General features: G+C 48.7%; 23 protein-coding genes and 1 pseudogene. 11 read left to right on the plus strand and 13 right to left on the minus strand.

Annotated elements, in window-relative coordinates; all coding sequences use genetic code 11:
• Positions 1 to 123: 123 nt before the first annotated feature.
• From B5D35_RS02530 to B5D35_RS02540, 3 genes are read left to right on the plus strand one after another with little or no spacing between them, the layout of a single operon-like run.
• Complete coding sequence (locus B5D35_RS02530) at positions 124 to 1,947, plus strand: assimilatory sulfite reductase (NADPH) flavoprotein subunit (protein WP_078751037.1); 1,824 nt, start codon at positions 124 to 126, stop codon at positions 1,945 to 1,947.
• Positions 1,947 to 3,665 (plus strand): assimilatory sulfite reductase (NADPH) hemoprotein subunit, encoded by a 1,719-nt coding sequence (gene cysI / locus B5D35_RS02535; RefSeq protein WP_078751038.1) that lies wholly within the window; start codon positions 1,947 to 1,949, stop codon positions 3,663 to 3,665. Before B5D35_RS02530 ends, cysI begins: the two co-directional genes overlap by 1 nt.
• Positions 3,658 to 4,419 (plus strand): phosphoadenylyl-sulfate reductase, encoded by a 762-nt coding sequence (locus B5D35_RS02540; RefSeq protein WP_078751039.1) that lies wholly within the window; start codon positions 3,658 to 3,660, stop codon positions 4,417 to 4,419. The genes cysI and B5D35_RS02540 overlap by 8 nt, the downstream gene beginning before the upstream one ends.
• A 308-nt stretch (positions 4,420 to 4,727) precedes the next feature.
• Here the strand turns inward: B5D35_RS02540 and B5D35_RS02545 are convergent, their stop codons facing one another.
• From B5D35_RS02545 to B5D35_RS02585, 8 genes and pseudogenes are all read right to left on the minus strand, one after another.
• Entirely contained in the window at positions 4,728 to 5,234 is a 507-nt protein-coding gene (locus B5D35_RS02545) for a DUF2380 domain-containing protein (protein ID WP_078751040.1), read from the minus strand.
• A gap of 51 nt (positions 5,235 to 5,285) precedes the next feature.
• Complete coding sequence (locus tag B5D35_RS02550) at positions 5,286 to 6,128, minus strand: quinoprotein dehydrogenase-associated putative ABC transporter substrate-binding protein (protein ID WP_244556488.1); 843 nt, start codon at positions 6,126 to 6,128, stop codon at positions 5,286 to 5,288.
• Positions 6,129 to 6,164: 36 nt separating this feature from the next.
• Positions 6,165 to 6,545, minus strand: a complete 381-nt coding sequence (locus B5D35_RS02555) for a hypothetical protein (protein WP_078751041.1) — start codon at positions 6,543 to 6,545, stop codon at positions 6,165 to 6,167.
• A gap of 18 nt (positions 6,546 to 6,563) precedes the next feature.
• Complete coding sequence (locus B5D35_RS02560) at positions 6,564 to 7,016, minus strand: plastocyanin/azurin family copper-binding protein (protein WP_078751042.1); 453 nt, start codon at positions 7,014 to 7,016, stop codon at positions 6,564 to 6,566.
• A gap of 119 nt (positions 7,017 to 7,135) precedes the next feature.
• Positions 7,136 to 8,884: pseudogene (locus tag B5D35_RS02565) on the minus strand (methanol/ethanol family PQQ-dependent dehydrogenase).
• Positions 8,885 to 9,461: 577 nt separating this feature from the next.
• On the minus strand, positions 9,462 to 10,244 hold the full coding sequence (locus B5D35_RS02575; RefSeq protein WP_078751044.1) for a quinoprotein dehydrogenase-associated SoxYZ-like carrier: 783 nt from the start codon (positions 10,242 to 10,244) through the stop codon (positions 9,462 to 9,464).
• A 16-nt stretch (positions 10,245 to 10,260) separates the two neighbouring features.
• Entirely contained in the window at positions 10,261 to 11,175 is a 915-nt protein-coding gene (locus B5D35_RS02580; protein WP_078751045.1) for a quinoprotein relay system zinc metallohydrolase 2, read from the minus strand.
• Complete coding sequence (locus B5D35_RS02585; protein ID WP_244556489.1) at positions 11,172 to 11,693, minus strand: rhodanese-like domain-containing protein; 522 nt, start codon at positions 11,691 to 11,693, stop codon at positions 11,172 to 11,174. Before B5D35_RS02585 ends, B5D35_RS02580 begins: the two co-directional genes overlap by 4 nt.
• Before the next feature lie 175 nt (positions 11,694 to 11,868).
• Here B5D35_RS02585 and B5D35_RS02590 point away from each other — a divergent pair, with 175 nt between their 5' ends.
• A complete protein-coding gene (locus B5D35_RS02590; protein WP_078751046.1) occupies positions 11,869 to 12,813 on the plus strand; it encodes a LysR family transcriptional regulator in 945 nt (314 codons plus the stop codon).
• A 70-nt stretch (positions 12,814 to 12,883) separates the two neighbouring features.
• Here B5D35_RS02590 and bamJ read toward each other — a convergent pair whose 3' ends face one another.
• Entirely contained in the window at positions 12,884 to 13,504 is a 621-nt protein-coding gene (bamJ, locus tag B5D35_RS02595) for a BamJ family beta-barrel-assembly machinery protein (protein WP_078751047.1), read from the minus strand.
• 224 nt (positions 13,505 to 13,728) lie between these two features.
• Between bamJ and B5D35_RS02600 the strand changes: the two genes are divergently transcribed.
• Positions 13,729 to 14,352 carry a LysM-like peptidoglycan-binding domain-containing protein gene (locus B5D35_RS02600; RefSeq protein ID WP_078751048.1) on the plus strand — a complete coding sequence of 208 codons (624 nt, stop codon included), beginning with the start codon at positions 13,729 to 13,731 and terminating at the stop codon, positions 14,350 to 14,352.
• 31 nt (positions 14,353 to 14,383) lie between these two features.
• Here B5D35_RS02600 and B5D35_RS02605 read toward each other — a convergent pair whose 3' ends face one another.
• Positions 14,384 to 14,836, minus strand: a complete 453-nt coding sequence (locus tag B5D35_RS02605; RefSeq protein ID WP_078751049.1) for a GNAT family N-acetyltransferase — start codon at positions 14,834 to 14,836, stop codon at positions 14,384 to 14,386.
• 178 nt (positions 14,837 to 15,014) lie between these two features.
• Positions 15,015 to 16,967 (minus strand): 2',3'-cyclic-nucleotide 2'-phosphodiesterase, encoded by a 1,953-nt coding sequence (gene cpdB / locus B5D35_RS02610; RefSeq protein WP_078751050.1) that lies wholly within the window; start codon positions 16,965 to 16,967, stop codon positions 15,015 to 15,017.
• Positions 16,968 to 17,253: 286 nt separating this feature from the next.
• Between cpdB and cysG the strand changes: the two genes are divergently transcribed.
• From cysG to cysC, 5 genes are read left to right on the plus strand one after another with little or no spacing between them, the layout of a single operon-like run.
• Entirely contained in the window at positions 17,254 to 18,675 is a 1,422-nt protein-coding gene (gene cysG, locus B5D35_RS02615; protein WP_078751051.1) for a siroheme synthase CysG, read from the plus strand.
• 14 nt (positions 18,676 to 18,689) lie between these two features.
• Positions 18,690 to 19,598, plus strand: coding sequence for a sulfate adenylyltransferase subunit CysD (gene cysD, locus B5D35_RS02620; RefSeq protein ID WP_078751052.1), 909 nt, complete (start codon positions 18,690 to 18,692; stop codon positions 19,596 to 19,598).
• Positions 19,599 to 19,608: 10 nt separating this feature from the next.
• The gene (gene cysN, locus B5D35_RS02625; RefSeq protein ID WP_078751053.1) at positions 19,609 to 21,042 is read left to right on the plus strand and encodes a sulfate adenylyltransferase subunit CysN; all 1,434 of its coding nucleotides are present in this window, start codon (positions 19,609 to 19,611) and stop codon (positions 21,040 to 21,042) included.
• 5 nt (positions 21,043 to 21,047) lie between these two features.
• Positions 21,048 to 22,775 carry an SLC13 family permease gene (locus B5D35_RS02630; protein ID WP_078751054.1) on the plus strand — a complete coding sequence of 576 codons (1,728 nt, stop codon included), beginning with the start codon at positions 21,048 to 21,050 and terminating at the stop codon, positions 22,773 to 22,775.
• Positions 22,776 to 22,792: 17 nt separating this feature from the next.
• Positions 22,793 to 23,413, plus strand: coding sequence for an adenylyl-sulfate kinase (gene cysC / locus B5D35_RS02635; protein WP_078751055.1), 621 nt, complete (start codon positions 22,793 to 22,795; stop codon positions 23,411 to 23,413).
• A 35-nt stretch (positions 23,414 to 23,448) separates the two neighbouring features.
• Here the strand turns inward: cysC and B5D35_RS02640 are convergent, their stop codons facing one another.
• Together B5D35_RS02640 and B5D35_RS02645 are read right to left on the minus strand one after the other, a co-directional pair.
• Positions 23,449 to 24,360 carry a TIGR03899 family protein gene (locus B5D35_RS02640; protein WP_078751056.1) on the minus strand — a complete coding sequence of 304 codons (912 nt, stop codon included), beginning with the start codon at positions 24,358 to 24,360 and terminating at the stop codon, positions 23,449 to 23,451.
• A 286-nt stretch (positions 24,361 to 24,646) separates the two neighbouring features.
• On the minus strand, positions 24,647 to 25,201 hold the full coding sequence (locus tag B5D35_RS02645; protein WP_078751057.1) for a YtfJ family protein: 555 nt from the start codon (positions 25,199 to 25,201) through the stop codon (positions 24,647 to 24,649).
• 400 nt (positions 25,202 to 25,601) lie between these two features.
• Here B5D35_RS02645 and B5D35_RS02650 point away from each other — a divergent pair, with 400 nt between their 5' ends.
• Positions 25,602 to 25,817 (plus strand): DUF1107 domain-containing protein, encoded by a 216-nt coding sequence (locus B5D35_RS02650; RefSeq protein WP_078751058.1) that lies wholly within the window; start codon positions 25,602 to 25,604, stop codon positions 25,815 to 25,817.
• The last annotated feature ends 81 nt before the right edge of the window (positions 25,818 to 25,898 follow it).

The following is a 25,898-nucleotide window of genomic DNA, read 5'->3' on the forward strand; positions in this document are numbered from 1 at the left end:
TTTCACCCTCTTTTCTATCGGGTTGTTCTAACCCAAGGTTATAAAACATGCGTTTCTATTATTTTTAGTTATTACGCTGAGTGGCTAATCTATGCTCACGCAATAATAAAGGAATGTCGTGACATGTTACTCAAGGAACTATCTGCGTTGGCAAGTCCGCTCAACGACCAGCAAATCGGTCAGTTGCAGCAAGCAGTGGCAGAGTTGTCGCCACAACAGCTGGCGTGGATCAGCGGTTATTTTTGGGGACTTAGCCAAACGCCTTCAGCTGCTGGCAGCACCCCTCAACCATTGGCACAAGCTGTGGCTACGGCTGCCAAGCCAGCAGGCAAGCTGACCATCATTTATGCCTCGCAAACCGGCAACGCGAAAGGTGTGGCGGAAACACTGGAAGCCAAAGCAAAGGCTGACGGCGTAGCGGTTTCTTTGTACTCGGCGGATGATTACAAGCCGCGCGATCTGGCGAAGGAAACGCACGTTATCATCGTGGCCTCGACCAACGGTGAGGGCGAGCCGCCTGACAATGCCATTTCTTTGCATGAATTCCTGCAATCAAAAAAAGCACCGAAGCTCGACAAACTGCAATACGCGGTTATTGGCTTGGGTGATTCAAGCTACGAGTTTTTCTGCCAAACGGGTAAAGATTTTGACGCTTTCCTGTCGAAGCAAGGCGCGAAAGCAATACTACCGCGCGTTGATTGTGACGTGGATTATGATGCGGACGCAGAAAGCTGGAGCGTGGATGTTCTGAGCAAAGTAAAAGAAACCCTCGGCGGTGGTGCTGACGAAGTGGTTGTTCCTTTGCATGCAGCAACGTCAGCGGGGGCGGCTTCGGCTTACAACAAACAAAACCCGTATGCCGCTGAGCTTGTCACCAACCAGAAAATCACAGGACGTGATTCTGGCAAGGATGTTCGCCACATTGAAATCGACTTGGGTGAATCGGGTCTGACTTACCAACCGGGTGATGCGCTGGGCGTTTACTACACCAACAGCCCTGAACTTGCGGATGAAATTCTGCTGAAAGTCGGTCTGACTGGTGACGAAACGGTAGAAGTAGCCGGCGAGTCTCTGTCGCTGCGCCAGGCGCTTATCGAAAAATTTGAAATCACTGCTTCAAATCCACAGCAGGTGACGGCGATAGCTGAACTGTCAGGCAGTAAGAAACTGCAAAAGCTGGCTGAAGACAAAGATAAGCTACGCCAGTATGCGAACAACACCCAAGTGGTGGATGTGCTGGGCGAGAAGAAAACCACGCTGACTGCGGAGCAATTGGCGGGGCTATTGCGCAAGTTGACACCACGTTTGTACTCGATTGCATCGAGCCAAGAAGACGTGGGTGAAGAGGTGCACCTGACCGTGGGACTGGTGGAGTTCCAACACGGTGAAAATACCCGATTGGGTGGTGCATCGAGCTTCCTTTCACAGCGCGCAGAGGATGCAGAGTCTGTGAAAGTATTCATTGAACACAACAACAACTTCAAACTGCCAGCAGACGACAATACGCCAGTGATCATGGTAGGGCCGGGTACAGGTATCGCGCCATTCCGCGCTTTCATGCAAGAGCGAGATGCTCGTGGAGCCGACGGTAAGAACTGGTTGTTCTTTGGTGACCGTACATTTACCCAAGATTTCCTCTACCAAGTTGAATGGCAGAAATTCTTAAAAGACGATTTATTGACCAAAATCGACCTTGCCTTTAGCCGTGATCAAGCTGAGAAGGTGTATGTTCAGCATAAGATTGTTGAGCAAGGCAAAGACGTATGGCAATGGCTGCAAGACGGGGCGTACCTCTACATCTGTGGAGATGCAACCTACATGGCCAAAGATGTGCATGAAGCATTGATTACTGTCGCCCAGGAACACGGCGGCAAGAGCCGAGAAGACGCAGAAAGCTATTTGAATGAACTGCGTAAGGCGAAGCGCTATCAAAAGGATGTGTATTAATGAGTGACAAGCAAGTCGTGTTGGGCGAAGAGTTGGGCCCGTTGGCCGATAACGAGCGCCTGAAAAGAGAAAGCAATTTCCTGCGCGGTACGATTGAGCAAGATCTTCAAGACCGTGTCACGGGTGGATTTACAGCAGATAACTTCCAGCTGATCCGTTTCCACGGCATGTACCAGCAAGATGACCGCGATATTCGTGCTGAGCGCCAAAAGCAAAAGCTTGAGCCGCTGCAAAATGTCATGCTGCGTGCTCGTATGCCGGGCGGCATCATTACGCCGAAGCAGTGGCTGGCGATTGATGCGTTTGCGACTGAACACACCATGTACGGCAGCATTCGTCTGACGACGCGCCAAACGTTCCAGTTTCACGGTGTGCTGAAACCCAACATTAAGCTGATGCACCAGACGCTGAACAAAATCGGCATCGACTCGATTGCAACAGCGGGTGACGTGAACCGTAACGTGCTGTGTACCACGAACCCTGTTGAATCAGAGCTTCACCAAGAAGCGTATGAGTGGGCGAAGAAAATCAGTGAGCACCTGTTACCCAAAACACGTGCTTACGCGGAAATTTGGTTAGACGGTGAGAAGGTAGAAGGTCACCAAGACGAAGAGCCGATTCTGGGCTCAAACTACTTGCCACGTAAATTTAAAACCACGGTGGTGATCCCGCCGCAAAATGATGTTGATGTTCACGCGAACGACTTGAACTTTGTGGCGATTGCCGACAACGGCAAGCTGGTTGGCTTTAACGTACTCGTTGGCGGTGGCCTTGCTATGACGCACGGTGATACGGCGACCTATCCACGTAAAGCCGATGACTTAGGCTTTGTCGCGTTAGACAAAACCTTAGATGTCGCTGCGGCTGTGGTGACGACCCAGCGCGATTGGGGTAACCGTTCGAACCGTAAAAATGCCAAAACCAAGTACACGCTGGATCGTGTCGGGACTGACGTATTTAAAGCCGAAGTCGAAAAACGTGCGGGCATTACGTTTGAAGCCGTCCGCCCTTATGAGTTCACGGACCGTGGCGATCGCATCGGTTGGGTTGAAGGCATTGATGGTAAGCACCATTTGGCGCTGTTTATCGAAAACGGTCGCCTGTTGGACTACCCAGGTAAACCGTTGAAAACTGGCGTGGCTGAGATTGCGAAAATCCACAAAGGTGATTTCCGTATGACAGCGAACCAAAACCTGATCGTGGCTGGTGTGTCGAAATCCAACAAAGCCAAGATCGAGAAAATTGCACGTGCACACGGCCTGATTGATGACGGTGTCAGTGAGCAGCGTAAGAATTCCATGGCATGTGTGGCCTTTCCAACCTGTCCGCTGGCGATGGCAGAAGCTGAACGTTTCTTGCCGCAATTTGTGACAGACGTGGAAGAGATCTTAGAAAAACACGATTTGGAAGATGAGCACATTATTCTGCGTGTGACGGGGTGTCCGAACGGTTGTGGCCGTGCCATGTTGGCGGAAATTGGTTTGGTGGGTAAAGCGCCGGGTCGTTACAACCTACACCTTGGCGGTAACCGAGAAGGCACTCGCGTACCGAAAATGTACAAAGAGAACATCACTGACGCACAGATTTTAGAAGAGATCGACACACTGGTTGGTCGCTGGTCAAGCGAACGAAACGAGGGTGAAGGATTCGGTGATTTTGTTATCCGCGCCGGTATTATCGCGGAAGTGAAAGTCTCTAAGAGGGATTTCTATGCCTAAATTTCAACTGTCCGATCTGCTGGGCCGTACCAAGGCCGGGCAAATAATAGAACTGGCACCCATTAATGCTGAGCTCGAAAGCATGTCAGCGCAGGAGCGGGTTCGCTGGGCGTTGGAAAATCTGCAGGGCGAATTCGCCCTGTCATCAAGCTTTGGTATTCAGGCCGCGGTGATGCTGCACCTTGTCACGCAAGAGAAACCTGATACCCCAGTGATCCTGACTGACACGGGTTACTTGTTCCCTGAAACGTATCAGTTCATTGATGAGCTGACGAACACCTTATCTTTGGACTTACGCGTCTATCGTGCCGCTCAAAGCTCCGCGTGGCAGGAAGCACAGCACGGTAAGCTGTGGGAGCAAGGCGTGGAAGGCATTGAGCGTTACAACCGTTTAAACAAGGTTGAACCGATGCGTCGTGCTTTGGATGAGCTCAATGTGGGAACGTGGTTCTCAGGCCTCCGTCGTGATCAATCGAGTTCGCGTCAAACGCTGCCGATTTTAGGCATTCAAAATGGTGTGTTTAAGTTTTTGCCTGTTATCGACTGGACGAACAAAGATGTGCATTACTACCTGAAAGAGCATGATTTGCCGTATCACCCACTTTGGGACCAAGGTTATGTGTCTGTAGGGGACGTGCACACGACCCGGAAGCTGGAAGAAGGCATGAGCGAAGAAGAGACCCGTTTCTTTGGTCTAAAACGAGAATGTGGTCTTCATGAAGACGATGTTAGCGGTGATGGTGAAGGGATTTAATCGCTATCCGCAATCGAAAAAGTGACGCTAAAAGCGTCACTTTTTTTATGCCCAGACTTCACTCAATATTCGCGAAATGTTCGATCCACATCCTCAAAGCATTGGTGCCGCTCTTTGGTGTTTCGGATTTTGTAGCATTCATCTTCAGCCATGTTCCTTCCTGCATCAGCGGTGCAGGCGGAAAGTAAAAACACAGTGGTGAAGGTGATCAATAAACGCTTCATAGGATAGGATTCATGGCAAATTCAGCCAACAGTCTATGCGTTCTGCAACCTTTCTCTCAAGTAGCAATGGCGAGACAACGCTTCTTATTGTTTAAACGTCGCGATTTGCTGGGTAATTTGCTCGGCGAGTTTATTGACGCCTCGCTGATTTAATTTGGCTTGCTGACCTTTTATTTCGACAATGCGTTTGGGTAAGGCTGTGCCTGAGGGAACATGAACAACGTACGCAATGAGATACGCAAAGAGAAAGCTGGGTTTGTGTAGTCGCGTGACCACAATCCAATCCGCCTGGTGCGCATTACCCAAATCAGCAGCGACTGAGGGATGTTGAATCAAGTAGCCGACGCCTTGATTGGCAGAGTGATAAGCCGATTGGGAGACTGGGATGAGGGTGAATGACGAGGACAACGCTTCGCTAAGCAGTGGGGCTAGGGACGCGGTACGTTTGATTTCACTCTGATTGTCTTCTGTATACGTAAGGTCATTCAATTCGAAGTCGAGTACCACGATGCTGCTGGGCGGACGTGCTACAACATCCAGCGACAGCAAAATGAACGCAAACAAAAAGTGACGTTGGTAACGTTGCAACATCGCTTTGTCCTACGTTATACGTAAACGGCACCTTTCGGTGCCGCTGTTTGATTAATCATCGTCATCATCTTTTCGAGGCTTGGATGATGCCTCTACCACGGGCACTCCGTAGTCTTCGAGTATCATGGCGATTTGCGGGGCATTTGCATCCATGGCCATTTCTACTGTCTGTTTCCAAGGACGTTCACCGTAACGCACGCCCATAGAAATGGCGAAGTCAAACACCTTACTGCCTTCTGAAGTCATGGGAATAACGGTTAAATCGGACTGAGGTTTAGCGAAATAACCAGCGATGGGGCCCCATATGAGTAAGACATCAAATTCACCGTCTGATACGCGTTTGACCATTTTTCCTGGGTAGTCTTCAGGGTCGCCGTTCATTATCCGAAAAAAAGAGGTGTTGTCCTTAAACCCGTTATCTCTAAGCCAAGATACCGCGGGAGAGGGCGTGAAGGCGGCAACGTTGAGCGATTTTTTGACGTCGTCGGGAAGGTTGGCGAGATCTTGCTGCGTTTTAACGTTCGCTAAGGCGCCATCTTTGCGAATAAGCAACGAGTAGGCGGAGCGGTAGTAAGGTTTGATGGTGGCGGCGATATCAAATTGTGCGGGCACACCAATGACTAAATCACACGCAAATCGCCCGGTTTCATCTGACCAATTCTTCAGTGTGTTTCGAATAAATCCCATGCGTTGCGGGAACCAAACATATTCCACCTCCAGTCCAAAGTAGTCCCCTAACTGTTTGGCAATTTTGTTTTCGAACCCCTGTTGCTTGCGATTGGAATAGGGCAGGTTATTTGGGTCTGCGCACACGCGCAGTTTATCCGGAAGCGGGGAGGGGAAGGTTGCTTCTCCCGCTTGCGCGGTCACGCCGACAAGCAAGAATGTAGCCATCAGGAGTCGAGTAAAAATCTGCATCATTTTCGGCTCCTATTGATTTTTATTTTGTGTGATTTGTTGGCCCACGAAGCATTGTTGCTCAGCGTCCTCTTTGAGGGTGAGGAACCCTTTCCTCGCGGTTCGGCTGTCTTTCGAGGAGCGGAAATAGCCGCCCCGTTCACCACGCATATTTTTTAGACGAACGAAGGCGTCCGCATAGGTGTATTCTTCAAACGTCATCGTATCGGCAATTTTGTCGATAACACAACTGCATCCATACATATTGACGTAATTGGGGCCGCCTTTAAGGGCCATGCATTCTTGAACGAATTTCACTCTTTCAACGGTAGGGAAATCGTTGGCACTGACAGGCGTCGCAGCGACACCTGACAGCAAAATGAAAAGCGAACTTATTTTTACAACGTTGAACATAAGTTGCCTCCTGCAAGGTTATATCAAACCTTCTTTTTGTAAATATTTTCTGAATTTTTTCAGCAAGCCCTTGGCGGGTAATAAAGATTTATCTATCTGAATTTCGGCGAAGTAGGCTTCAATGATTCCCTCAATGCCATTCGGGTTTCCAACAAGTAGGATGCCGCCCATTCGTGATCCCCAGTGCGGCGTGCACTTGTAGACATAAACCCCTTCCTGGTCGAAAACAAAACTGACATCCACGCCGAGTTCTGTTTTTATTTTCTGTGTACCTTCCGGCACCATGACATCAATGGTTTCAATAAGATGTGCGGGCATGTTGGTCCAGCTGACGCGATCCCCCGGTTGCAATACGACAAACATCGGGTCGAACTTTACGCCGACAGCTCTGACGATATGTTCTTCTTCCGCAATGCTATGACTCACCAATCCCCAAAATAAACAAAACGATATAAGTAGACGTTTATACATGTGAATTCCTTTCCATAACTAAATTGAGTGTAGAAGGCGGGCGCAAATACAACCTGATTCATTGTTTCAGGTTTAAGAAGAAAGGGGAGCTAATCTCCCCTTTCTTGGTTTTTTTATAATTAATTTGGTAGTGCAAACACGGTCAGTACGCCACCCAGTTGGGTGTAGTCAGACAGCTTACGATAGGCACCTACCGCGCCGAGGCCGTCGGTATCGCCTTCAAGACCTGCCGCCATGCCGATACCAGCCCAACCACCAATGCCTGATAGGACGGCAATATATTGCTTGCCGTCATGCATATAGGTATTTACGTTGCCGATGATGCCTGAGGGGGTTTTGAAGCGATAAAGCTCTTTCCCCGTTTTCTCGTCGACGGCTTTGAGGTAGCCTTCAAGTGTGCCGTAGAACACCACGCCGCCACCGGTTGCCAGTGCGCCGCTCCATACAGATAAGGGCTCTGGCAGCGACCAGACGATTTCACCTTTTTCTGCATCCCACGCAATAAAGTTACCGAGGCCACCATGGCTGTCGGGTGCGGGGAACATAGACAGGGTTGCACCTACATAGGGCTGACCAGCCGTGTAGGAGACTTCAAAAGGTTCATAGTTCATGCACACGTGGTTGGTCGGCACATAGAAAAGTCCCGTACGGGGGCTATACGTTGCAGGCTGTTGGTCTTTAGAGCCCAGTGCCGCCGGACAAATGCCTTTGGTGTCAACATCCTCACCATTTTGACCTGTAGAGTCTTTGGCCACGACTTGGGGAACACCTGTCTCCATATCAACGTGCGTTGCCCAGTTAACCGCAGGGTCAAATTTCTCTGCAACAAGAAGCTCACCCGTTACACGGTCGAGCGTGTAGCCGAAGCCGTTACGATCGAAGCGAACAAGCAGTTTTCTGTCTTTGCCATTGAACTTTTTGTCGACAAGGATCATTTCGTTAATGCCGTCATAATCCCACTCATCATGTGGTGTCATCTGGTAGAGCCATTTCGCCATACCTGTATCCGCATCGCGCGCCATGATGGTCATGGAATACTTGTTATCACCGGGACGTTGGCTTGGGTTCCATGTACTCGGGTTCCCCGTTCCGTAATAGACAAGATTCAGCTCAGGATCGTAAGAGAACCAACCCCACGTTGTACCGCCACCAATCTCCCATTGGTCACCTTCCCAAGATTTAAGGCTGGAGCTTTTTCCTATGGGTTTAAGCATTGCCGTGGTTTTTTCTGGGTCGACCAGCATTTCGTCATCTGGCCCAGTGCTGTAAGCACGCTATGCGACGCTGCCGTCTTTGATGTTATACGCCGTGACATAGCCGCGAACGCCAAACTCACCACCACTTATCCCTGTGATGATTTTGTCTTTCACGACAAGTGGAGCATTGGTGTTGGTGGCACCGACTTTAGGATCGCCGTTGATAATCTTCCAAACCACTTTCCCGGTTTTTTGATCTAACGCGACGAGCGTGGTGTCGGCTTGTTGAAGGAAGATTTTCCCATCTGCATAGGCAAGGCCACGATTGACTGTGTCACAGCACATGACCGCAATAACGGAAGAGTCTTGCTTTGGTTCATATTCCCAAATTAATGTTTTTGTATTCAAATCAATAGCAAAAACTTTGTTTGGGAAGGGCGTGTGGACATACATGGTATCGCCCAGAACCAATGGGCCACCTTCATGTCCGCGCAAAACACCTGTTGAAAATGTCCAAGCAACCTGAAGGTCTTTGGCATTTTTTGCATTGATTTGGTCAAGTGGGCTGTAGCGGGTACCGTCGTAGTTACCACCCCACATTACCCATTGATTGGGATCTTTTTGTAGCTCAAGCAACTCGTCATTTGCCTGAGCAACTGTCGGAGACAGCATGGCAAGGGAAACTGTTGCAACAGCTAACAATGAGCTTCGCAACTTTTCTACAACTATCATGTTTACTTCCTCCATGACGGCATATGCCACGAAGCATGGCTTCGCACAGAATGCCTATTTGTCGCAATTTAGGGGCGCAATCCGCGAGTTGTGGAGTCGCTCTTATCAACCAGTATTGCCCAATAATGAGAAGTGTGCTTGGCGTCTCTGGCGAACTACAACAAGGCGGTTTCGCGTTTCAGCATTGAACCCGAATGCCAACTCATTCCAGCATTTATTGTTCAGCGGTCTTTTGCTGCCAAACGGTGTTAAAAAAATGTTGGTGAATTGAGTTTATGGCAGCTTTACAGCTTGTGTGAGCGGGAAAAAGACACAACATTTTTGTTCGGCGGCAACAATGTTTGAACGTTATGGGATGTTGGTTAATGTATTGATTCTGCGTTTATTTTTGTTTTATTTTCTGCCGTTTTTATTATGGTTGAACAGCGCGTTTTTCCCAGGCTTTGATGCAATTAAATTAGTTGAATATCAAGCCTGGGTCGGAATGTTTCCTTACCGCGACATAATCACGAATGATTCAGATATCCCATTCACTGGAAAACTTTCGTCCTGTTGAGTCTTTTACATCCGCTTTCAGTTTTCCTTGCTTTTTACCATCGACATGGAAGGTAAATGTGGGGTTTTCGCTGATAGAAATACCGCCGTTAAAGCGCATAACAGGCTCACCTTCCAACGTGATGTTTACGTCACTGACATAGTCCGATGGGATCCAGTGGCGGGTCAGTTGATCAATTTGCAGGCCGCTGTAATTGGGATGACTGATCAACAATTGCAACTGCCTCGTGTCGTTGATCCCCAGATCTTTTAGTTTCATTCTACCCATTCGCTGACGTGCTAATACATCGTCAGCACCAGCAGGGGCTGAGCATCCTCCAGACGCTTTCACAAAATTGCTGGCAATGTGTAATTTTCCGTCCAATGTTTGGGCAATAGCTCTGACCGGACTGTATGCGTTGATACGAACCCTCGTAGAGATATTGGCGATGCCACTGTTTGGACTGAGATCGAAGGTACCGACGATGGGCGAAGGATTGTTGTCGACGATGAGGTAAATTTTTTCGACGGGATTGGGATCGTCTTGTTTCACATTTACTTGGATATCCAAAGGAACAAGCGCCGCGTCAATCGCACGTTCTGGAGAGATAAGCGTGACGACATCATCCTCAATGAGTCTACTGGCATTCGGAAAGAGGCTGTCTCTGATCAAAGGCCAATTGGCACTTTCGGGTTCATTTTTAGCGTGTGACGTTACTGGCAGAACAAACAGCAGGGCTGACAGCATCATAATGACGGATTTCATGAATATTCTCCTTACATTACTCCCACTCAAGCTCTTTATAAGCCTGAATGACATTGCGCGGATGGAACAGTTCAAAGAGCTTCCATTCTGATGATTGGGACGTTAATACCGTCTCGCTGGCGGTGTTTATATTGATGTTCTTCTGTATAGCGGCACGAACTTCCCGTGCCAGCGCGGTGAGGTATTGCGTCTGGTTTGCGAATGCATTGGGGCCGGTTTGAATGGCACCGTGCCCCGGAATCACCCGTTTGTAGGGCATAGCTTCTAGTTGCTTGGTGACGGTCAACCAGCCAAGCAGACTGCCATCCAGCGTTGGTGTGTGATCAACAAACAATAAATCTCCGGCGATAAGGGTTCCTGTCTTTTCGTCAAACACGGTTAAGTCATGTCTGGTATGAGCACGATCGTGGGCAGTCAATATCAGTGGCCGGTTGCCAAGATCGATGACGGTTTCAGCATCGATAAGGTACGTTGGGGCGACAGGTTTCGTCCCTGTAAACCATGGGCTGTTTAGTCTCTCCATGTAATAGCCAACCTTGGCTGCAAAATCGCCGGGATAGCGGGTGTGCGCCACAAATTGAGGTTGCTCCTTCACAAAAGCTTGATTGCCAAAATGATGATCTGGATGCACATGAGTAGTGATGACATAGGCAATAGGCAGATTGGTAACGCGCCGTATTTCTTTCAATAACGCCTCGCCTGTGCGTTGGCTGGCACCCGTGTCAATCACAGCCACGGCCTCATTGCCCACAATGAAGGTCATGTTAGCCACGGGATCAGTTTGCGTGGTGAAAAGATCGGCTATGTCGCCTTGATGGCAATAGACACCCGGTGCGACCTCGTCAAAAACGAGCTCAGGTGTCTGCGCGGAGGTTGCAAAGCTAACCAGCAAGCTAAGGTGCACGAAGAAATGCAGAAATCGCGATGTCATGGTCTTACAGGGGTATGAGTTTCTAGCTCATATCCCGCCTCTTGCCAGCCTTTCACGCCTGCGCGGTACCAATAAACCTCTTTCGCGCCTAACGCCAATGCCCGTTTCCCTGCATTCCACGAATGCCAACAACTGGGTTCGCAAAATACCACCACGGGTCGATTGAGCGGGAGGTTGTCTGCCAAAAGCTTGACCAAGGAGTCTGGAACGATGCCATGCCCAACGTTGGCAAGCCAAAGCGATGACGGGATGGTGTCGCGTTTTGGTTCAATCCACAGCGTATTTTGGGACAAATTGTCAGGGCGGTTTGGTGCGGGATAGACATCAATTAACACAGGATTGTCCTGAGTCATAAATGCTTTTAGGGCTTCAGGTGATTCGATCACGCGCGCACCCTGAAGTGTTGTTGGCACGGGTGCCCGATACTGATTATTTCGGTAATCGAGGGGCTCTAAGACTGTTTCCGCATTGATACTTATGGTGCAAAGGCAAATAAAAATTGCACAATTAACACGCAAGACCTTAACTAAATTATGGACTTTCATACTACTTTATTCCGATAAATCTCCTACCTTAGTAGGAGAAGGGCGGAGAGTTACCCATTATGGATTAACATTAGGATAACAATCAGACCGTCGAAGGGCGGACTTTATTGTTGCAGCCATCAATAAACTTCTTTTCAGTGGAGCAAAGATGAACCGTTGGAGTGGTGTTGAAGAATTTGTTGAAGTTGTTAACAGTGGCAGTTTTACTGCCGCCGCAAGGAAGCTGGGTGTTTCTACTTCTCATGTCAGCCGTCGTATCGATGCGCTGGAGAGCCGATTGAGCACAAGACTCCTTTATCGTACAACACGACAAATAACGCTGACGGAAGTCGGCAAGATGTATTTCGATCACTGTAATAACTTGATCGAGAAGTTTGCTGAAGTCGAAGCACTGGTCACCCAGATGCAGACGGAGCCTGTGGGGACATTAAAAATCACCGCACCGTCTATTTTTGGGGAGAAGTTCATTGCGCCACTGGCCAATGACTTTATTAAGGTGCATCCCAAACTCAGTGTTGAATTTCACTTTACCAATGATGTCGTTGATATCGTTCATGATGGGTATGATCTGGCTATTCGGACGGGGGAGCTAAAAGACAGTACGCTGATGGCGAAGAAACTTGCCCCGCGTAAGCTTTACACCTGTGCATCGCCTTCTTACCTTCGTGAACATGGTATTCCTCAGACACTCGAAGACCTGCAGTCGCACAATTGTTTGGTCGGGCTGGTAGATACTTGGACGTATTCTGACAATGGCACCTGCGTGCAAATTAAACCCAAAGGGCGCTGGCATGGAAACAGTGGCAGCGCGGTGCTTGATGCATCGCTGCGGGGCTTAGGCTTAGCGCAGTTACCTGACTACTACGTGAACCAGAAAATCCTCTCTGGTGAGCTGGTGGAAGTTTTACACGAGTATCATGCTCCGGACTCTGCGGTATGGGCGGTGTATTCGTTTAATCGCAATTTGTCTGCGAAGGTGAGGCTGTTTGTGGATTTTCTCTCCGATTCCTTTTCCCACCACTTGCCTTGGTTGGAGGAGGAGCATCAGGAAGAGTCACACTCTGATGATGAACAGAATCAAGAGGCGAGCTAACTATTTATAGGTTTCGCAAAGCGCAGACATAAAAAAAGCCAGCAGTGATGCTGGCTTTTTTGAGGTTGGCTTACAGGATGTCCAGCAGCTCAACTTCGAATACCAGTGCCGCGAATGGTGGGATTGCTGCACCCGCACCGCGCTCACCGTATGCCAGGTCTTGTGGGATGAACAGTTTCCACTTAGAACCTACAGGCATCATTTGCAGTGCTTCAACCCAGCCTTTGATTACGCCAGTTACTGGGAATTCAGCAGGTTGACCGCGCTCAACAGAGCTGTCGAATTTAGTACCGTCAGTCAGCGTGCCGTGGTAGTGAACACGTACTTGCTTGTCTGACGTTGGGATTTCGCCGTTACCTTCAACCAGTACTTCATACTGAAGACCAGAGTCAGTTACAGTCACTTCTGCACGCTTTGCGTTTTCGGCCAGGAAAGTTTCGCCTTCTGCCGCTGCTTCTTTTGCAGCCGATTGACGAACTTCTTCTGCTTGAGTGTGCAGTTCACGCAGCGCGTTGTTGATTTCGTCGATTTCGATTTCAGGCATGTCACCCGCCAGAGCGGTCGCGATACCTTTCGCAATTGCATCAACGTTCAGACCTTCAAGGCCGCTACCAGCCAGTTGCTGACCCATTTGCAGGCCGATGCCGTAGCTAGCTTTTTGCTCTACGGTCTCCAGTTTTACATCAGACATGTCGTCTCTCTTTATTTGCGGGTTTAAAGTAGCGAAGGATAACAGGTGCAGGCAGTCTGGGACAAATTGGGTTACAGATTGGTTGTTGAATCTGCGCACGAAATACAGGAAAGTACAATTGTCAGTCAGTAGATTGCGGTTGCTGACAATTTGCTGATAAAGCACCGCTAGCATGCGCGGTTTTACTTGCTAGCAGGATCCTGATGAGGAAATTGGGAGAGGTTATGACCCTGAAAGGAAAACGCGTGAAAAAGAGTGCATCCACCACACCGCCTATGGGTGAGGTAATCAAAGCCGCGTTAGAAAAAGTACGAGCCCAAATACAGCCATTAGTCGAGAAGGTGAGACCGCACTGGCAGGCATTACCTAAACCCCACCGTATGGGAGTTTCAGTACTGGTAGCCTTACTGGTTGTATTACTGATTTGGCCGTCCAGCGACGAAAGCAATGACGCTGTGGTTACGGAAGGTGAGCGTGTTTCGTTGCCCTTAGATCTCAGCGGCAATGCCCAAGAGGCAAAACAAGCGGATGACGATGGGTTTAACAACAATGCTGAGCCGGTCATCTCGACCCAAACGGTGGACACGGATTGGGTTAATTACGAAGTGCAACGTGGTGATACGCTGTCGAATATTTTCCGCGATCAATCACTGCCATTGCCTGATCTGTATGCTATCTCGGCCATTGAAGGCCCAGATAAGCCTCTGAGCCGTATCCAGCCGGGGCAACTGCTTCGCTTCAAGCGTAATACGCAAGGCGAGCTCGACATGCTGCAGATTGAAGCCAGCAAGGACAAGTCAGTGATCTTTTTCCGATTGTCTGATGGTGGCTTCGCCCGACGGAACTAAGGCGTCGGCACGCATGCTTATAAAGGGCGGCTCAGGCCGCCGTTTTTCGCATATCAATGTGCGGGATCCCGTCTTCCAGATATTGTTCTGAAATTTCGTCAAAGCCATGGCGACGGTAGAATTCACGTAGATGGTATTGTGCACCTATCGTAATCGGTGCATCAGGCCAAACACCGTTCGCTTGAATCAACGCCTGACTGACTAGGGCATTTCCACAACCGTTACCTCGTTCAGTATTTGCGGTGACAACACGGCCGATACTGATGTCATCGTAGGTCAATCCGGCAGGTAATATACGAGCGTAAGCCGTCATTTTGTCATCTCGGTAGCCGAGAAGATGCCGGGTTTCTGGGTGCAAGTCGTGGCCATCGATTTCGTGGTAAGCGCAGTTTTGCTCTACGACGAAAACGTCAGTCCGCAACCTCAAAAGGTCATAAAGCTGTCTGGTCGACAGCTGACCGAAGGTCAGGGTTATCCATTGCATTTTTTATTATTCCAAAGGTTTAAAAATCTTGGGCTAAATTGGGTTTAGCTCAATTAACCACGTGTCGTCCGTCAACATATAAAAAAACCGCGACCTAGGCCGCGGTTTTTTTGTCTGCATAACGAGATTTTTCAATTGTGAAACATTTCGTTAATTATTTCGTTAACTTGTCGCTATGTTATTTTTTCAAATCAACACTATATAGTGCAAAACCAACATCATCGGTGCCCACTTTTTTCATTGGGTACTGGCCTTTTTCTTCAATGAATTTGGCTGCTTTTTCGCTCGGTGATGTTTCAAACACAATCTGTAGATCTTTATCGGTCTCAATCGGTGCAAACGACCAGTTGTTATCAGCCGTTGGCATGACTTCACCTTTCTCTGCGGTCACTTTACTGATGTAGTTCGCGACCACGGTGCGGTTTTCATCCGGTGATGCAAACGCAATGAAGTCGTTACCTGTACCTGGGAATTTACCTAAGTATGCGCGATAGTTGTTCGCGGCTACCAAGAACGGTTGTGCAGGATCAACCGGCTTGCCATTGAACGTCAATTGCTTGATACGCTCTGAGCGAGGGTTGATCAGGTTACATTCACCGTCGTAACGCGCGGGGTGGGTGATGTCGATCTGGTAGTTAACACCGTCGATTACGTCGAAGTTGTAGGTGCGGAAACCGTCCCAGTTGATCAATGACTGCTGTGCAGTTGAATTCGGATCGATTTGGTTAAACTGACCGGCAGTACATTCCAGCCACTCTTTTACCTCTTTACCCGTGACTTTGACCGTCACCAGTGTATTGGGATACAGGTACAAATCGGCGGCGTTTCGGAATGTTAGCTCACCCGATTCCACTTCGGTGAAGTTAGAAGGATCGTCTTTACGGCCACCGGCTTTAAAAGGGGCTGCAGCAGACAGAACAGGAATACCCGCCAGATCCGGATCGCTTCGAATGAAACGTTCTACGTAATCTTTTTGAGCCAAGTTAACGATCTGTACGGTTGGATCGTCCTGAACCAACGACAGGAAGCTGTACATGACGTCGTTTGCTTTACCGATAGGCTGGTTCACGAATTCGCGGGTCGCTTTGTGATCGTGTTCTAGTGCATCGAGCATAGCTGGATCGGCGTCTGCGAGGGATTTTCCATCAAAGATCGGACGAGATTCACTCTGAACAGGAGTAACAACCCATTCGTCACCTTGTTTGTCCAATTGCAGATCCATGATGCCTACGTGGCTACCCCACCGACCCGGCATAACCGCGGCAACGTCTTTAATGGTGCCTTTTTTGTTGTCGACGCCTTGGATGTTGTCAAAGCCTTTGCCCGGGAAGACGGCGTGAGAGTGACCGAAAGCAATCGCATCGATACCCTCCACATCTGCCAAGTAGTAGACGGAGTTTTCAGCCATCGCTTTGTATTCATCTTGTGACAGACCCGAATGCGGGATAGCAACGATAACGTCCGCACCTTTTGCCTTCATCTCCGGTACCCACTTCTCGGCACTGGCTTTGATGTCTTCAGCAATGACTTTGCCTTCAAGGTTTTTCTTATCCCATACCAGAATTTGCGGTGGTACAAATCCGATATAACCCACTTTCACCAGATGCGCTTTGCCATCGGTGTCTGTCATCGTGTGTTCTTTGATGATGTATGGCTGGAAGTACGGCTTGCCTGTGCTGGCGTCGTAAACGTTAGCTGAAATGTAGGGGAAATTTGCACCTTCCAACGTGATATCGAGGAAGTCTAGCCCATAGTTAAATTCATGATTACCGATGTTACCTACATCGTAATTAAGTTGGTTCATCGCCTTGTAAACAGGATGAACCTCGCCTTTTTCAATGCCTTTCGCGGCCATGTAGTCGCCCATTGGGCTACCTTGGATCAGGTCGCCATTGTCGACCAATACGCTGTTAACGACCTCATCCTGCGCCGCTTTGACTCTTGTAGCTGTACGAACCAAGCCGATTTTATCGCTTGGCGTGTCCTTGTAGTAGTCGTAATCCATCACGTTGGTATGAATATCGGTGGTTTCGATAATGCGCAGTTTGATGGTTTCTGCCATAGCTGGGCTTGCCATCGTCATCATGCCCGCGAGAACGGCGATAGATAGCGGTTTAGCTGTCGGTTTCATGGAGGTCTCCAAAGGATCAAGGACTGAAAACATGCGTATTTTGCATACTCACAGAAGCAAAAGGTTACATTTCATCTGATTGTGTGATCTTCATCGTTACCTTGCTGCCCTTGTATCAAAGCAGAGTGACTAAAAATGTATACAGGAATAGTATTTTGTGGCTGAAAAGAAGGCGTGTATGTGAAGTGCTAATAACCAAACTGTTATAAAAAATGAAATTTTAGAATTTCAAGTAATATCATGAAATCTCTATAGTGTCGTTCAAAGGACGGAAAAGGCTTTCACTATGGATTACTTGCCAATATTCGCAAAACTGGATGAACGACCGTGTCTCGTTGTCGGCGGTGGGGAAGTTGCGTGGCGTAAAACGCGCATGTTGCTCAAAGCAGGTGCAGCGGTCACTGTAGTCTCACCGGACGCCGATCATGAAGTGGCGTCTGCCGCAGAACGTGGTGAGTTGGTGTGGGTGAAAGAGGCGTTTTCGCCACAGCACCTAGACAGAATGTTTTTGGTTATCGCAGCCACGGATAACCCTCTGGTGAATGAACTGGTTTCCAACGCGGCCAATGCCCGCAATGTGTTGGCTAACGTTGTTGATGACACGCCAAAATGTAGCTTTATTGTCCCTTCTGTCGTTGATCGCAGCCCGATTGTGATTGCAATTTCTTCCGCGGGTAAATCGCCCGTCCTTGCAAGACTATTACGTGAAAAACTCGAAACACTGATCCCTGCGCATATCGGTCGTATGGCGACGTTGGCGGGGGAGTTTCGTGACACGTTGAAAACCAAAGTCAAAACACTGACGGGACGTCGTAAATTCTGGGAAATGGCCTTTGATGGACGTTTTGCTTCTTTGGTTGCTGCAGGCGATGAAAACGGCGCGAAAGCGGAACTGGAAAACCTGACCTCCGGTGTTTCTTTGCAAGGGGAAGTCGCGTTGATTGGTGCGGGCCCAGGCGACCCAGGTTTGCTGACGCTGCGTGCGTTGCAAGTGATGCAGCAAGCGGATGTGGTGCTTTATGACTATCTGGTCTCGGATGAAATCATGGAACTGTGCCGCCGTGATGCAGAACTGATTTGTGTCGGTAAGCGAGCGAGTTACCACAGCGTATCCCAAGAAGAAACCAATGCCATGCTGATCAAACATGCGCAGAACGGTAAGCGTGTCGTGCGCTTGAAAGGCGGTGACCCGTTTATGTTTGGTCGTGGAGGTGAAGAACTGCAGGTGTTGCAAGAAGCGGGCGTACCGTTTCAGGTTGTGCCCGGCATTACTGCCGCCGCAGGGGCTACCGCCTATGCAGGGATCCCGTTGACCCATCGTGATTATGCACAAACGGCGATGTTCATTACGGGTCATTTGAAAAAAGAAGATGACAGTTTCCGTTGGGCAACGTTGGCACGCGGTCGTCAGACGCTCGTTATCTACATGGGTCTGATGAAAAGCGGGCACATTCAACAACAACTTATCCATCACGGCCGCGCACCGGATACCCCTGTCGCCATTATTGAAAATGGCACCCGCGCAAATCAGAAAATCTACAAAGGACAATTAAGCGAGCTGGAATCATTGGCTGAGGGAGTGGGTTCGCCTGCACTTATTGTTGTCGGTGAAGTCGTTGAACTCGCAGACCAGTTGAGCTGGTTTGGAAAGCAATCATTCCATACGGCAGGTGACGCTCATGCATCTACCGTGGTTAATTTAGGCTAAGGAAAGTACGAAGAATGGAAGCCAAGACTCTTACCCACCTCAAGCAACTTGAGGCAGAAAGTATCCACATCATTCGTGAAGTGGCGGCAGAATTCGATAACCCGGTGATGATGTACTCCATCGGTAAAGACAGTTCCGTCATGCTTCATCTGGCGCGAAAAGCGTTTTATCCGGGGAAAATTCCCTTCCCGCTTCTTCATGTCGATACGGATTGGAAATTCAAAGAAATGATTGAGTTTCGCGACCGAGCCGCAGAGAAGTATGGATTTGAACTACTGGTGCATAAAAACCCTGAAGGCATCGCGATGGGGTGTAGCCCATTTGTACACGGCTCATCCAAACACACGGACATCATGAAAACCCAAGGCCTGAAACAAGCCTTAGATAAATATGGTTTTGATGCCGCATTTGGTGGTGCGCGTCGTGATGAAGAGAAAAGCCGTGCGAAAGAGCGTGTTTATAGCTTCCGTGACAAGAACCATCGCTGGGATCCGAAAAACCAGCGTCCTGAGCTTTGGCATACGTATAACGGCCAGGTGAACAAAGGAGAAAGTATTCGCGTCTTCCCTCTGTCGAACTGGACTGAGCTTGATATCTGGCAATACATCTACCTCGAAGGCATCGATATTGTGCCGCTGTATTTGTCCGAAGTTCGCCCTGTTGTAAATCGCGATGGTATGTTGATCATGGTTGATGATGACCGTATGGAACTGCGTGACGGCGAGAAAGTGGAATACAAGAGTGTGCGCTTTAGAACGCTTGGTTGTTATCCGCTGACGGGGGCCGTTGAATCTGAAGCCAACACGTTGCCGGGCATCATTGAGGAAATGCTGGTTGCTACCTCAAGTGAGCGTCAAGGCCGAGCAATCGATCACGATCAGTCGGGCTCGATGGAATTGAAGAAACGTCAGGGATATTTCTAAGGGATTAAGCATGAACAGCGTAATTGAACAACAAGTGGCCGAGCTGGGTATTGAGGCCTATCTGGAGCAACACCAGAACAAATCCCTGCTACGATTTCTGACCTGTGGATCTGTAGACGATGGCAAGAGTACGCTTATCGGCCGTCTGCTGCATGACTCTCACCAAATTTATGAAGATCAATTAGCCGCGATCCATTCAGACAGTCAAAAAGTAGGTACCACGGGCGAGAAGCCGGATCTGGCACTACTGGTTGATGGCTTGCAAGCCGAGCGCGAGCAAGGGATCACGATCGATGTTGCGTACCGTTATTTCTCAACGCGACCGCGTAAATTCATCATTGCTGATACGCCGGGGCATGAGCAGTACACCCGCAACATGGCAACGGGGGCATCGACCTGTGATCTGGCTGTGATCTTGATTGATGCGCGTAAAGGCGTATTGGATCAAACCCGTCGTCACTCTTACATCGCGAGTCAGCTAGGTATCCGACAGTTTATCGTTGCTGTGAACAAGATGGACTTGGTGGGATTTGAGGAATCACGCTTTGAAGAAATCAAAGCGGAGTACTTGGAATTTGCCAAGAAGCTGAATCGCAATATCAACATTCAGCTGGTACCGCTGTCGGCACTTGAAGGCGACAACGTGGTCGAGCGTAGCGCACAGTCTCCATGGTATGAAGGTGACACGCTGCTGACCATGCTGGAAACCGTGGATGTCAGCAGCGACAAGGACAAAGGACCTTTCCGTCTGCCTGTGCAATACGTTAATCGACCAAATCTCGATTTTCGTGGATTTTCGGGCACGATTGCTGGTGGCTCAGTACGCCCTGGTGACGAAGTCAAAGTATTGCCATCAGGCAAGACGTCAACGGTAGAGCGTATTGTGACATTTGACGGGGATCTTGAGTTTGCGCATGCAGGTCAAGCCGTGACGCTGACGCTAACCGACGAGATTGATTGCAGCCGTGGTGATTTGATTGTACCCGTGTCAGAAGCGTATCAAGCAACCAGCAAACTGGCGGCGAGTATTGTGTGGATGGATGAGTCACCGCTTGAAGTTGGCCGTCAATACGACATTAAAGTCGCTGGTAAGAAAACGGTCGGTGCCGTGAGTAAAATCCGTCATCAGGTCGATATCAACTCGCTGGAGACGTTTGACACAGATAGCTTGCCGTTAAATGGCATTGCTGAGTGTGAAGTGGAATTAACCGAGTCAGTATCTCTGGATCTTTATCAAGATTGTGCGGATACCGGCGGCTTTATTGTGATAGATCGCCTGACCAATGTGACAGTGGGCGCAGGCATGATCAATGCGTTACTTTATGATGCGAATGTGCAGACAAATAGCGTGGATATCTCCGCGTTTGAAGTTGAACTCAACGCGTTGGTTCGTAAGCACTTCCCACATTGGAATGCCCGCGACATCAGTAAGCTGTTGGGGTAACGACGATGACGTGGGATCAATCTCTGGTATTGGGTTTGCTGTTAGCGGTTGTCGCGGGCTTGGTGTTTACCAAGATCAAACCGGCAATCTTGTTTGCGGCAATGGCGTTTATCGCCTTTCAATCAGGATTGATCAGCGTGGAAGCGATGGCGGAGAACTATACAAACAGTTCTTTGCTGACTCTGGTGCTGTTGATCCTTGCGTCGGCAGCGCTGGAGAAAACACGCTTGGTCAGCTGGGTGAGTGGCCAGCTTTCCAGTGGTGAGCTCGGTACAGTGGTGGCCAAGCTTGGCTTATCTACGGCATTTTTGAGCTCTTTTACCAACAATACCGCCGTTGTAGTTTCATTGATTGGTGCAGTTAAACGTAATCGTCGCCACGCACCGTCAAGGTTGCTTATTCCCTTGTCTTACGCTGCCATTTTAGGTGGCACCCTAACGTTGATTGGTACCTCAACCAACCTCATTATTAACAGCTTTGTTGAAAGTTCAGGCTTACCTACGCTCGGCTTTTTTGCGCCTTCAACCATAGGGCTGGCGGTCTTAGCGGGGGGGCTGTTGGTGTTGATCCCCTTTTGTTATCTTCTGCCTGATTATGATGATCATAATGAAGGCGACCTGCCGTATGTACTGGAAGCTGCGATCACCCGAGGATCACCGTTAGCTGGAAACTCGGTGTCTGAGAATGGGCTGCGCGCACTGAGACGTTTGTATTTGGCGGAGGTGGTGCGCGATGGTGAAGTCATAGCGCCTGTGTGTCCTGACACGGTTTTGCGTGAAGGGGACAAACTTCAATTCTGTGGTGATGTTGAAAGCGTCGCAACGTTGCAGGAAATTGACGGACTTGCCCTATTTGGTCAGCACCATATCAATGGTCAAAACTTGCTTGAAGTTGTGGTGAGCCACAGCGCATCCATTCTCGGTAAAACTCTGAAAGAGGCCAAGTTTCGAGAAAATTTTGATGCCGTGGTTGTGGCGATACGTCGTGGTCATGAAAAGCTAGAAGGTGGACTAGGGAACATCCCTCTGTTAGCCGGTGATACATTGGTTATTGTACCGGGTAAAGGGTTTGCCAAAGAGCAACAGCGTATGGAACGCGAGTTTGTGTTGGTCAACGGGTTGGACTCCAGTGTGCGGCTTGATACCAAACTAAGTACCTGGGTACTGGTTGGGTTTGCCTCGATTATCGGAGCCGCGTTAATGGAATGGTTGCCGCTTCTCAACGGATTGGCCGCCTATTTGACCGTTTTGTTGCTCTCAGGGGTGGTGAATCTCAATGAATTGAGGCGTCGGTTTCCCGTCGAAATTGTGGTGATTGTGGGCAGTGCACTGAGCCTTGCGCAGCTGATGATTGACTCCGGGCTCTCTGCGCAATTGGGTGACCTGTTCATTGAATGGTTTAATGGATGGGGAGTTTATGGTGCGTTGATTGCCACCTATTTACTGACCTTGGTATTGACCGAACTGGTTACTAATAATGCCGCAGCCGCCTTGGCATTTCCCATCGGATATAGCTTGTCGTTGGGGTATGGCGTCGATCCTATGCCGTTTATCATGGCGGTATTATTTGGTGCCAGTGCGAGCTTTATTTCCCCCTATGGTTACCAAACCAACCTGCTGGTCTACAGTGTGGGTAACTATCAACTCACAGACTATTTGCGCATAGGATTGCCTCTGTCTCTGGTGTATTCCGCGTTGGTAATTGGGTTAATTCCCGTGTTTTTTCCATTTTGATTAACAAGGATTGAGTTATGAGTGCTGCTGATAAGCCGCAAAAAGATGAGAATGTGGTTTGGCATAAGCATGCGGTTGATAAGGCGTTTCGTTCTGAGCAAAAAAGCCAACACTCGGCATTACTTTGGTTTACAGGCCTCTCGGGATCGGGAAAATCAACGGTTGCTGGCGCGCTGGAAAATCGCTTAGCGGAGCTGGGTCATCACACGTATTTGTTGGATGGTGACAATGTGCGTCATGGCTTGTGTCGCGATCTTGGTTTTTCTGATCACGATCGTCGCGAAAACATTCGCCGTGTGGGTGAGGTTGCAAAGCTGATGACGGATGCTGGGTTGATCGTGCTGTCTGCTTTTATCTCTCCGTTTCGCGAAGAGCGTCAATTGGTCCGAGAGCTGCTGCCAGAGGGTGAGTTTATTGAGGTGTTTGTCGACACCCCACTCGATGTTTGTGAATCTCGTGATCCAAAAGGGTTGTATAAAAAAGCCAGAGCTGGCGAAATCAAAGCATTCACAGGCATCAGCTCTGCCTACGAAGCCCCAGAATCCCCTGAAATTTCACTCAAAACTGATCAGTACGCTGTGGATGATCTGGTCGAACAGTGTATCCAGACTTTAAAGCAATCTGGTGTGATTGCTTAACCTGCTTGTGAGTTCGCTTGCTCTATGCTCTGCGCTTACGCCGTCGTATCGATGGTTGAACCCAGTTCAACGACGACGTTAAAAGCGTGAGATAGCATCGCCATCAATGCGTCCATATACTCAGGGTGGGCTTTCTGGCCCACCAATTTTGCTAGCTCATTGCCCGTAGGGCTGAAGCGATAATAGTAAATTCTTGTTCCCTTTCTGCATGGCGTTAACATGAACGTTTTGCCTTGCCCGTTGAACGGCAAGTTTTCTGTGGGATCCAGCGGGCCAGATTCAAGCTCGGTGCGGATGATCAACCCAAGATCCATCAACAAAATAAGATCGGTATAGGGAAGTTTGAACTTACCTAACGCCAGTCTTTCTGCTTGATCGGGTTTGAAATAGCGTTTTACCCCACTTTCAGGCTGGCGAAATCCCGTGATCAATTTGAGTGAACTGTCGCTACCAAATGAGCAGGCGAGTGCGCACGCTCGTTGTAATGATTGCGCTTCGCGCTGGGTCATTGCTTCAAGCAATGCGAGGGATTTGAGTGAGGTGCTTCCGGGCTTGATGATCTCTGTTTTTAATATGCGAGCCCAAAGCTTTTGCATGCCATCGCCATAAATCTTCTGCGCCATGTCGAAAAAGCGATAGAGCCAGTCTGGATCGGGTGATCCTGCTGTTTCATCACGGCAAAGATCGTGAGCAAGCTGAATGATTTGTTCAAGGTTGGCTTGATGACGTTGCTTTAATTCGAGTTGGCGATAAGCCGCTCTAGCGGTCAGGTTGTCGTGTTCAACGCTGTGCAATTTGGCATCAACATGATGGTGCTTGGCGATAGACTTCAGGCGATGCTGACTGGAAATGACATGGCTATCTTGCTTGCTTGAACTTCTTCTTGCCAGCCTTTCTGATGCCGCTTCTTTGATGTCGACAACCACGGGTTTATTTACTTCCACCATACGCTATCCCTATCTCTATGATTAAGCGAATATTCCAGCAAAGTTCACAATCACTCTCGCATAATCAACCATGTTAAAATAAAATTAAATTTGTTAACATTTAGAAAAAGTGGCGGCGAGGGAGGATCATTACAATGAAAAAATTCAGAGTAAACTCAGTCAACGCCCTGCTTGTCGCCTTTTATATCGGTACTTTGCTCTACCTATCCCAGTTTATCGGCTGATTGTCCTAAAACATTAAAAAACCCGCTATCAGCGGGTTTTTAATGTTATTTAGTGATGAAAATCACTTCATTGATTTATTTACCAAATCAATAACCTGCGTGACTTCTTGCTCGCTCAATGGGCCTTCTTTAACGAAGCGTACTACGCCGTCATTATCCAGCAGAATAATGGCCGAGCTTTCTTCTTGAAGGTGCCATGCACCTGCAACCGAACCATTTGCATCAAGCACGATGGAAGACCAGCTAAAATCCTTTTTGCTGTCTTCAGCTGACGATTTCACGAAGCCGCCTGTGCCCCATATTGCATCATCTTGATTGATGATGGTGGTAGTCTGGTATTTGTCTTCAGGGAAGTTTGCGGCGGTGATGGCATCTACCAATGGCGCGTTCATCTCTTTCGCCTTACTTCTGCCAGCGATCGCCTGAATGATTCGCACTTTGCCTGTCAGTTCGCTGGTGTTCCAAGGTTTGTATCCCACATTCTCGCCGTTAAGCGTCAACTCACCGTATTTCTCTACCGAGGTTTGTGGAAGAGGAAAACCGTTGGAAATGTTGTGTGCTGAGGCAAAAGTGGAAATGAGAGCGGTTGCCATAGCAAGAATTTTAGTACAACGCATAGGGGTAGTATCCCGTTTATTTATGGTGTGGTTTGTGTGATTGCATCGCCTCTGAAATGCTTATAACAGAAGCAGTTACGATAATTAAATATAGCTGATAGCCAGCAATACTCCGTACCAATAACAGATCCAACGACTCAATTTTGTAATGTTCCATCGTGCCATTCTGAATCATTGTTAACAAACAGTGTCTTATTTTTGCGATGTGGTTAATTTTTACTACGCTTACTTCGTTGTATGAGAAATGGGGAAACCGAGTCGTCGTTTTTGTTGTCAAAAGTTTTTGCAGTTGCCCCGCGAACAATTGGCATTTTGATTGCATCACATAAATGTCAGCCTTGGCTTGTCAGCCTTGGTATGTGATGCCGGTCTTTATCTTTGGCATGAAAGGAGTTCTTCAATGTTGCGCATTTTTCACCAGTACCGCCCACGACAGGTGGCCCGCTACGTAAAAGGTTTTTTCCGCGGTAGGCTATACATCGACGGTATCGGTGCGTTTGAATTTGATGGGGGTAAATTGCTTCCGCCATCGAGACATAACAAACGCGCATTGGCGGTAATGACAGAGGTTAATAACGAAATCAGAGCGATGTCTGCAGCGGCAGCATTAGTGTGATGGTTAGCGTTGTCATGAGGTACAAAGAACGTCGTTGACGTTAAAAGCTTTTAAAAAAACGCCCGAGACTTCGGGCGTTTT

The organism is Enterovibrio nigricans DSM 22720, assembly GCF_900167155.1.
GTDB classification, from domain to species: domain Bacteria; phylum Pseudomonadota; class Gammaproteobacteria; order Enterobacterales; family Vibrionaceae; genus Enterovibrio; species Enterovibrio nigricans.

What these genes read in the sequence shown, in the direction of transcription:
- B5D35_RS02590 (WP_078751046.1), top strand. Translation starts at nt 11,869, where the DNA reads ATGAACCGTTGGAGTGGTGTTGAAGAATTTGTTGAAGTTGTTAACAGT.
- B5D35_RS02555 (WP_078751041.1), bottom strand. Translation starts at nt 6,545, where the DNA reads ATGTTCAACGTTGTAAAAATAAGTTCGCTTTTCATTTTGCTGTCAGGT.
- B5D35_RS02545 (WP_078751040.1), bottom strand. Translation starts at nt 5,234, where the DNA reads ATGTTGCAACGTTACCAACGTCACTTTTTGTTTGCGTTCATTTTGCTG.
- cysG (WP_078751051.1), top strand. Translation starts at nt 17,254, where the DNA reads ATGGATTACTTGCCAATATTCGCAAAACTGGATGAACGACCGTGTCTC.
- bamJ (WP_078751047.1), bottom strand. Translation starts at nt 13,504, where the DNA reads ATGTCTGATGTAAAACTGGAGACCGTAGAGCAAAAAGCTAGCTACGGC.
- B5D35_RS02600 (WP_078751048.1), top strand. Translation starts at nt 13,729, where the DNA reads ATGACCCTGAAAGGAAAACGCGTGAAAAAGAGTGCATCCACCACACCG.
- B5D35_RS02630 (WP_078751054.1), top strand. Translation starts at nt 21,048, where the DNA reads ATGACGTGGGATCAATCTCTGGTATTGGGTTTGCTGTTAGCGGTTGTC.
- B5D35_RS02575 (WP_078751044.1), bottom strand. Translation starts at nt 10,244, where the DNA reads ATGAAATCCGTCATTATGATGCTGTCAGCCCTGCTGTTTGTTCTGCCA.
- B5D35_RS02645 (WP_078751057.1), bottom strand. Translation starts at nt 25,201, where the DNA reads ATGCGTTGTACTAAAATTCTTGCTATGGCAACCGCTCTCATTTCCACT.
- cysD (WP_078751052.1), top strand. Translation starts at nt 18,690, where the DNA reads ATGGAAGCCAAGACTCTTACCCACCTCAAGCAACTTGAGGCAGAAAGT.
- cysI (WP_078751038.1), top strand. Translation starts at nt 1,947, where the DNA reads ATGAGTGACAAGCAAGTCGTGTTGGGCGAAGAGTTGGGCCCGTTGGCC.
- B5D35_RS02650 (WP_078751058.1), top strand. Translation starts at nt 25,602, where the DNA reads ATGTTGCGCATTTTTCACCAGTACCGCCCACGACAGGTGGCCCGCTAC.
- cpdB (WP_078751050.1), bottom strand. Translation starts at nt 16,967, where the DNA reads ATGAAACCGACAGCTAAACCGCTATCTATCGCCGTTCTCGCGGGCATG.
- B5D35_RS02530 (WP_078751037.1), top strand. Translation starts at nt 124, where the DNA reads ATGTTACTCAAGGAACTATCTGCGTTGGCAAGTCCGCTCAACGACCAG.
- B5D35_RS02580 (WP_078751045.1), bottom strand. Translation starts at nt 11,175, where the DNA reads ATGACATCGCGATTTCTGCATTTCTTCGTGCACCTTAGCTTGCTGGTT.
- B5D35_RS02540 (WP_078751039.1), top strand. Translation starts at nt 3,658, where the DNA reads ATGCCTAAATTTCAACTGTCCGATCTGCTGGGCCGTACCAAGGCCGGG.
- B5D35_RS02560 (WP_078751042.1), bottom strand. Translation starts at nt 7,016, where the DNA reads ATGTATAAACGTCTACTTATATCGTTTTGTTTATTTTGGGGATTGGTG.
- cysC (WP_078751055.1), top strand. Translation starts at nt 22,793, where the DNA reads ATGAGTGCTGCTGATAAGCCGCAAAAAGATGAGAATGTGGTTTGGCAT.
- cysN (WP_078751053.1), top strand. Translation starts at nt 19,609, where the DNA reads ATGAACAGCGTAATTGAACAACAAGTGGCCGAGCTGGGTATTGAGGCC.
- B5D35_RS02640 (WP_078751056.1), bottom strand. Translation starts at nt 24,360, where the DNA reads ATGGTGGAAGTAAATAAACCCGTGGTTGTCGACATCAAAGAAGCGGCA.
- B5D35_RS02550 (WP_244556488.1), bottom strand. Translation starts at nt 6,128, where the DNA reads ATGGCTACATTCTTGCTTGTCGGCGTGACCGCGCAAGCGGGAGAAGCA.
- B5D35_RS02605 (WP_078751049.1), bottom strand. Translation starts at nt 14,836, where the DNA reads ATGCAATGGATAACCCTGACCTTCGGTCAGCTGTCGACCAGACAGCTT.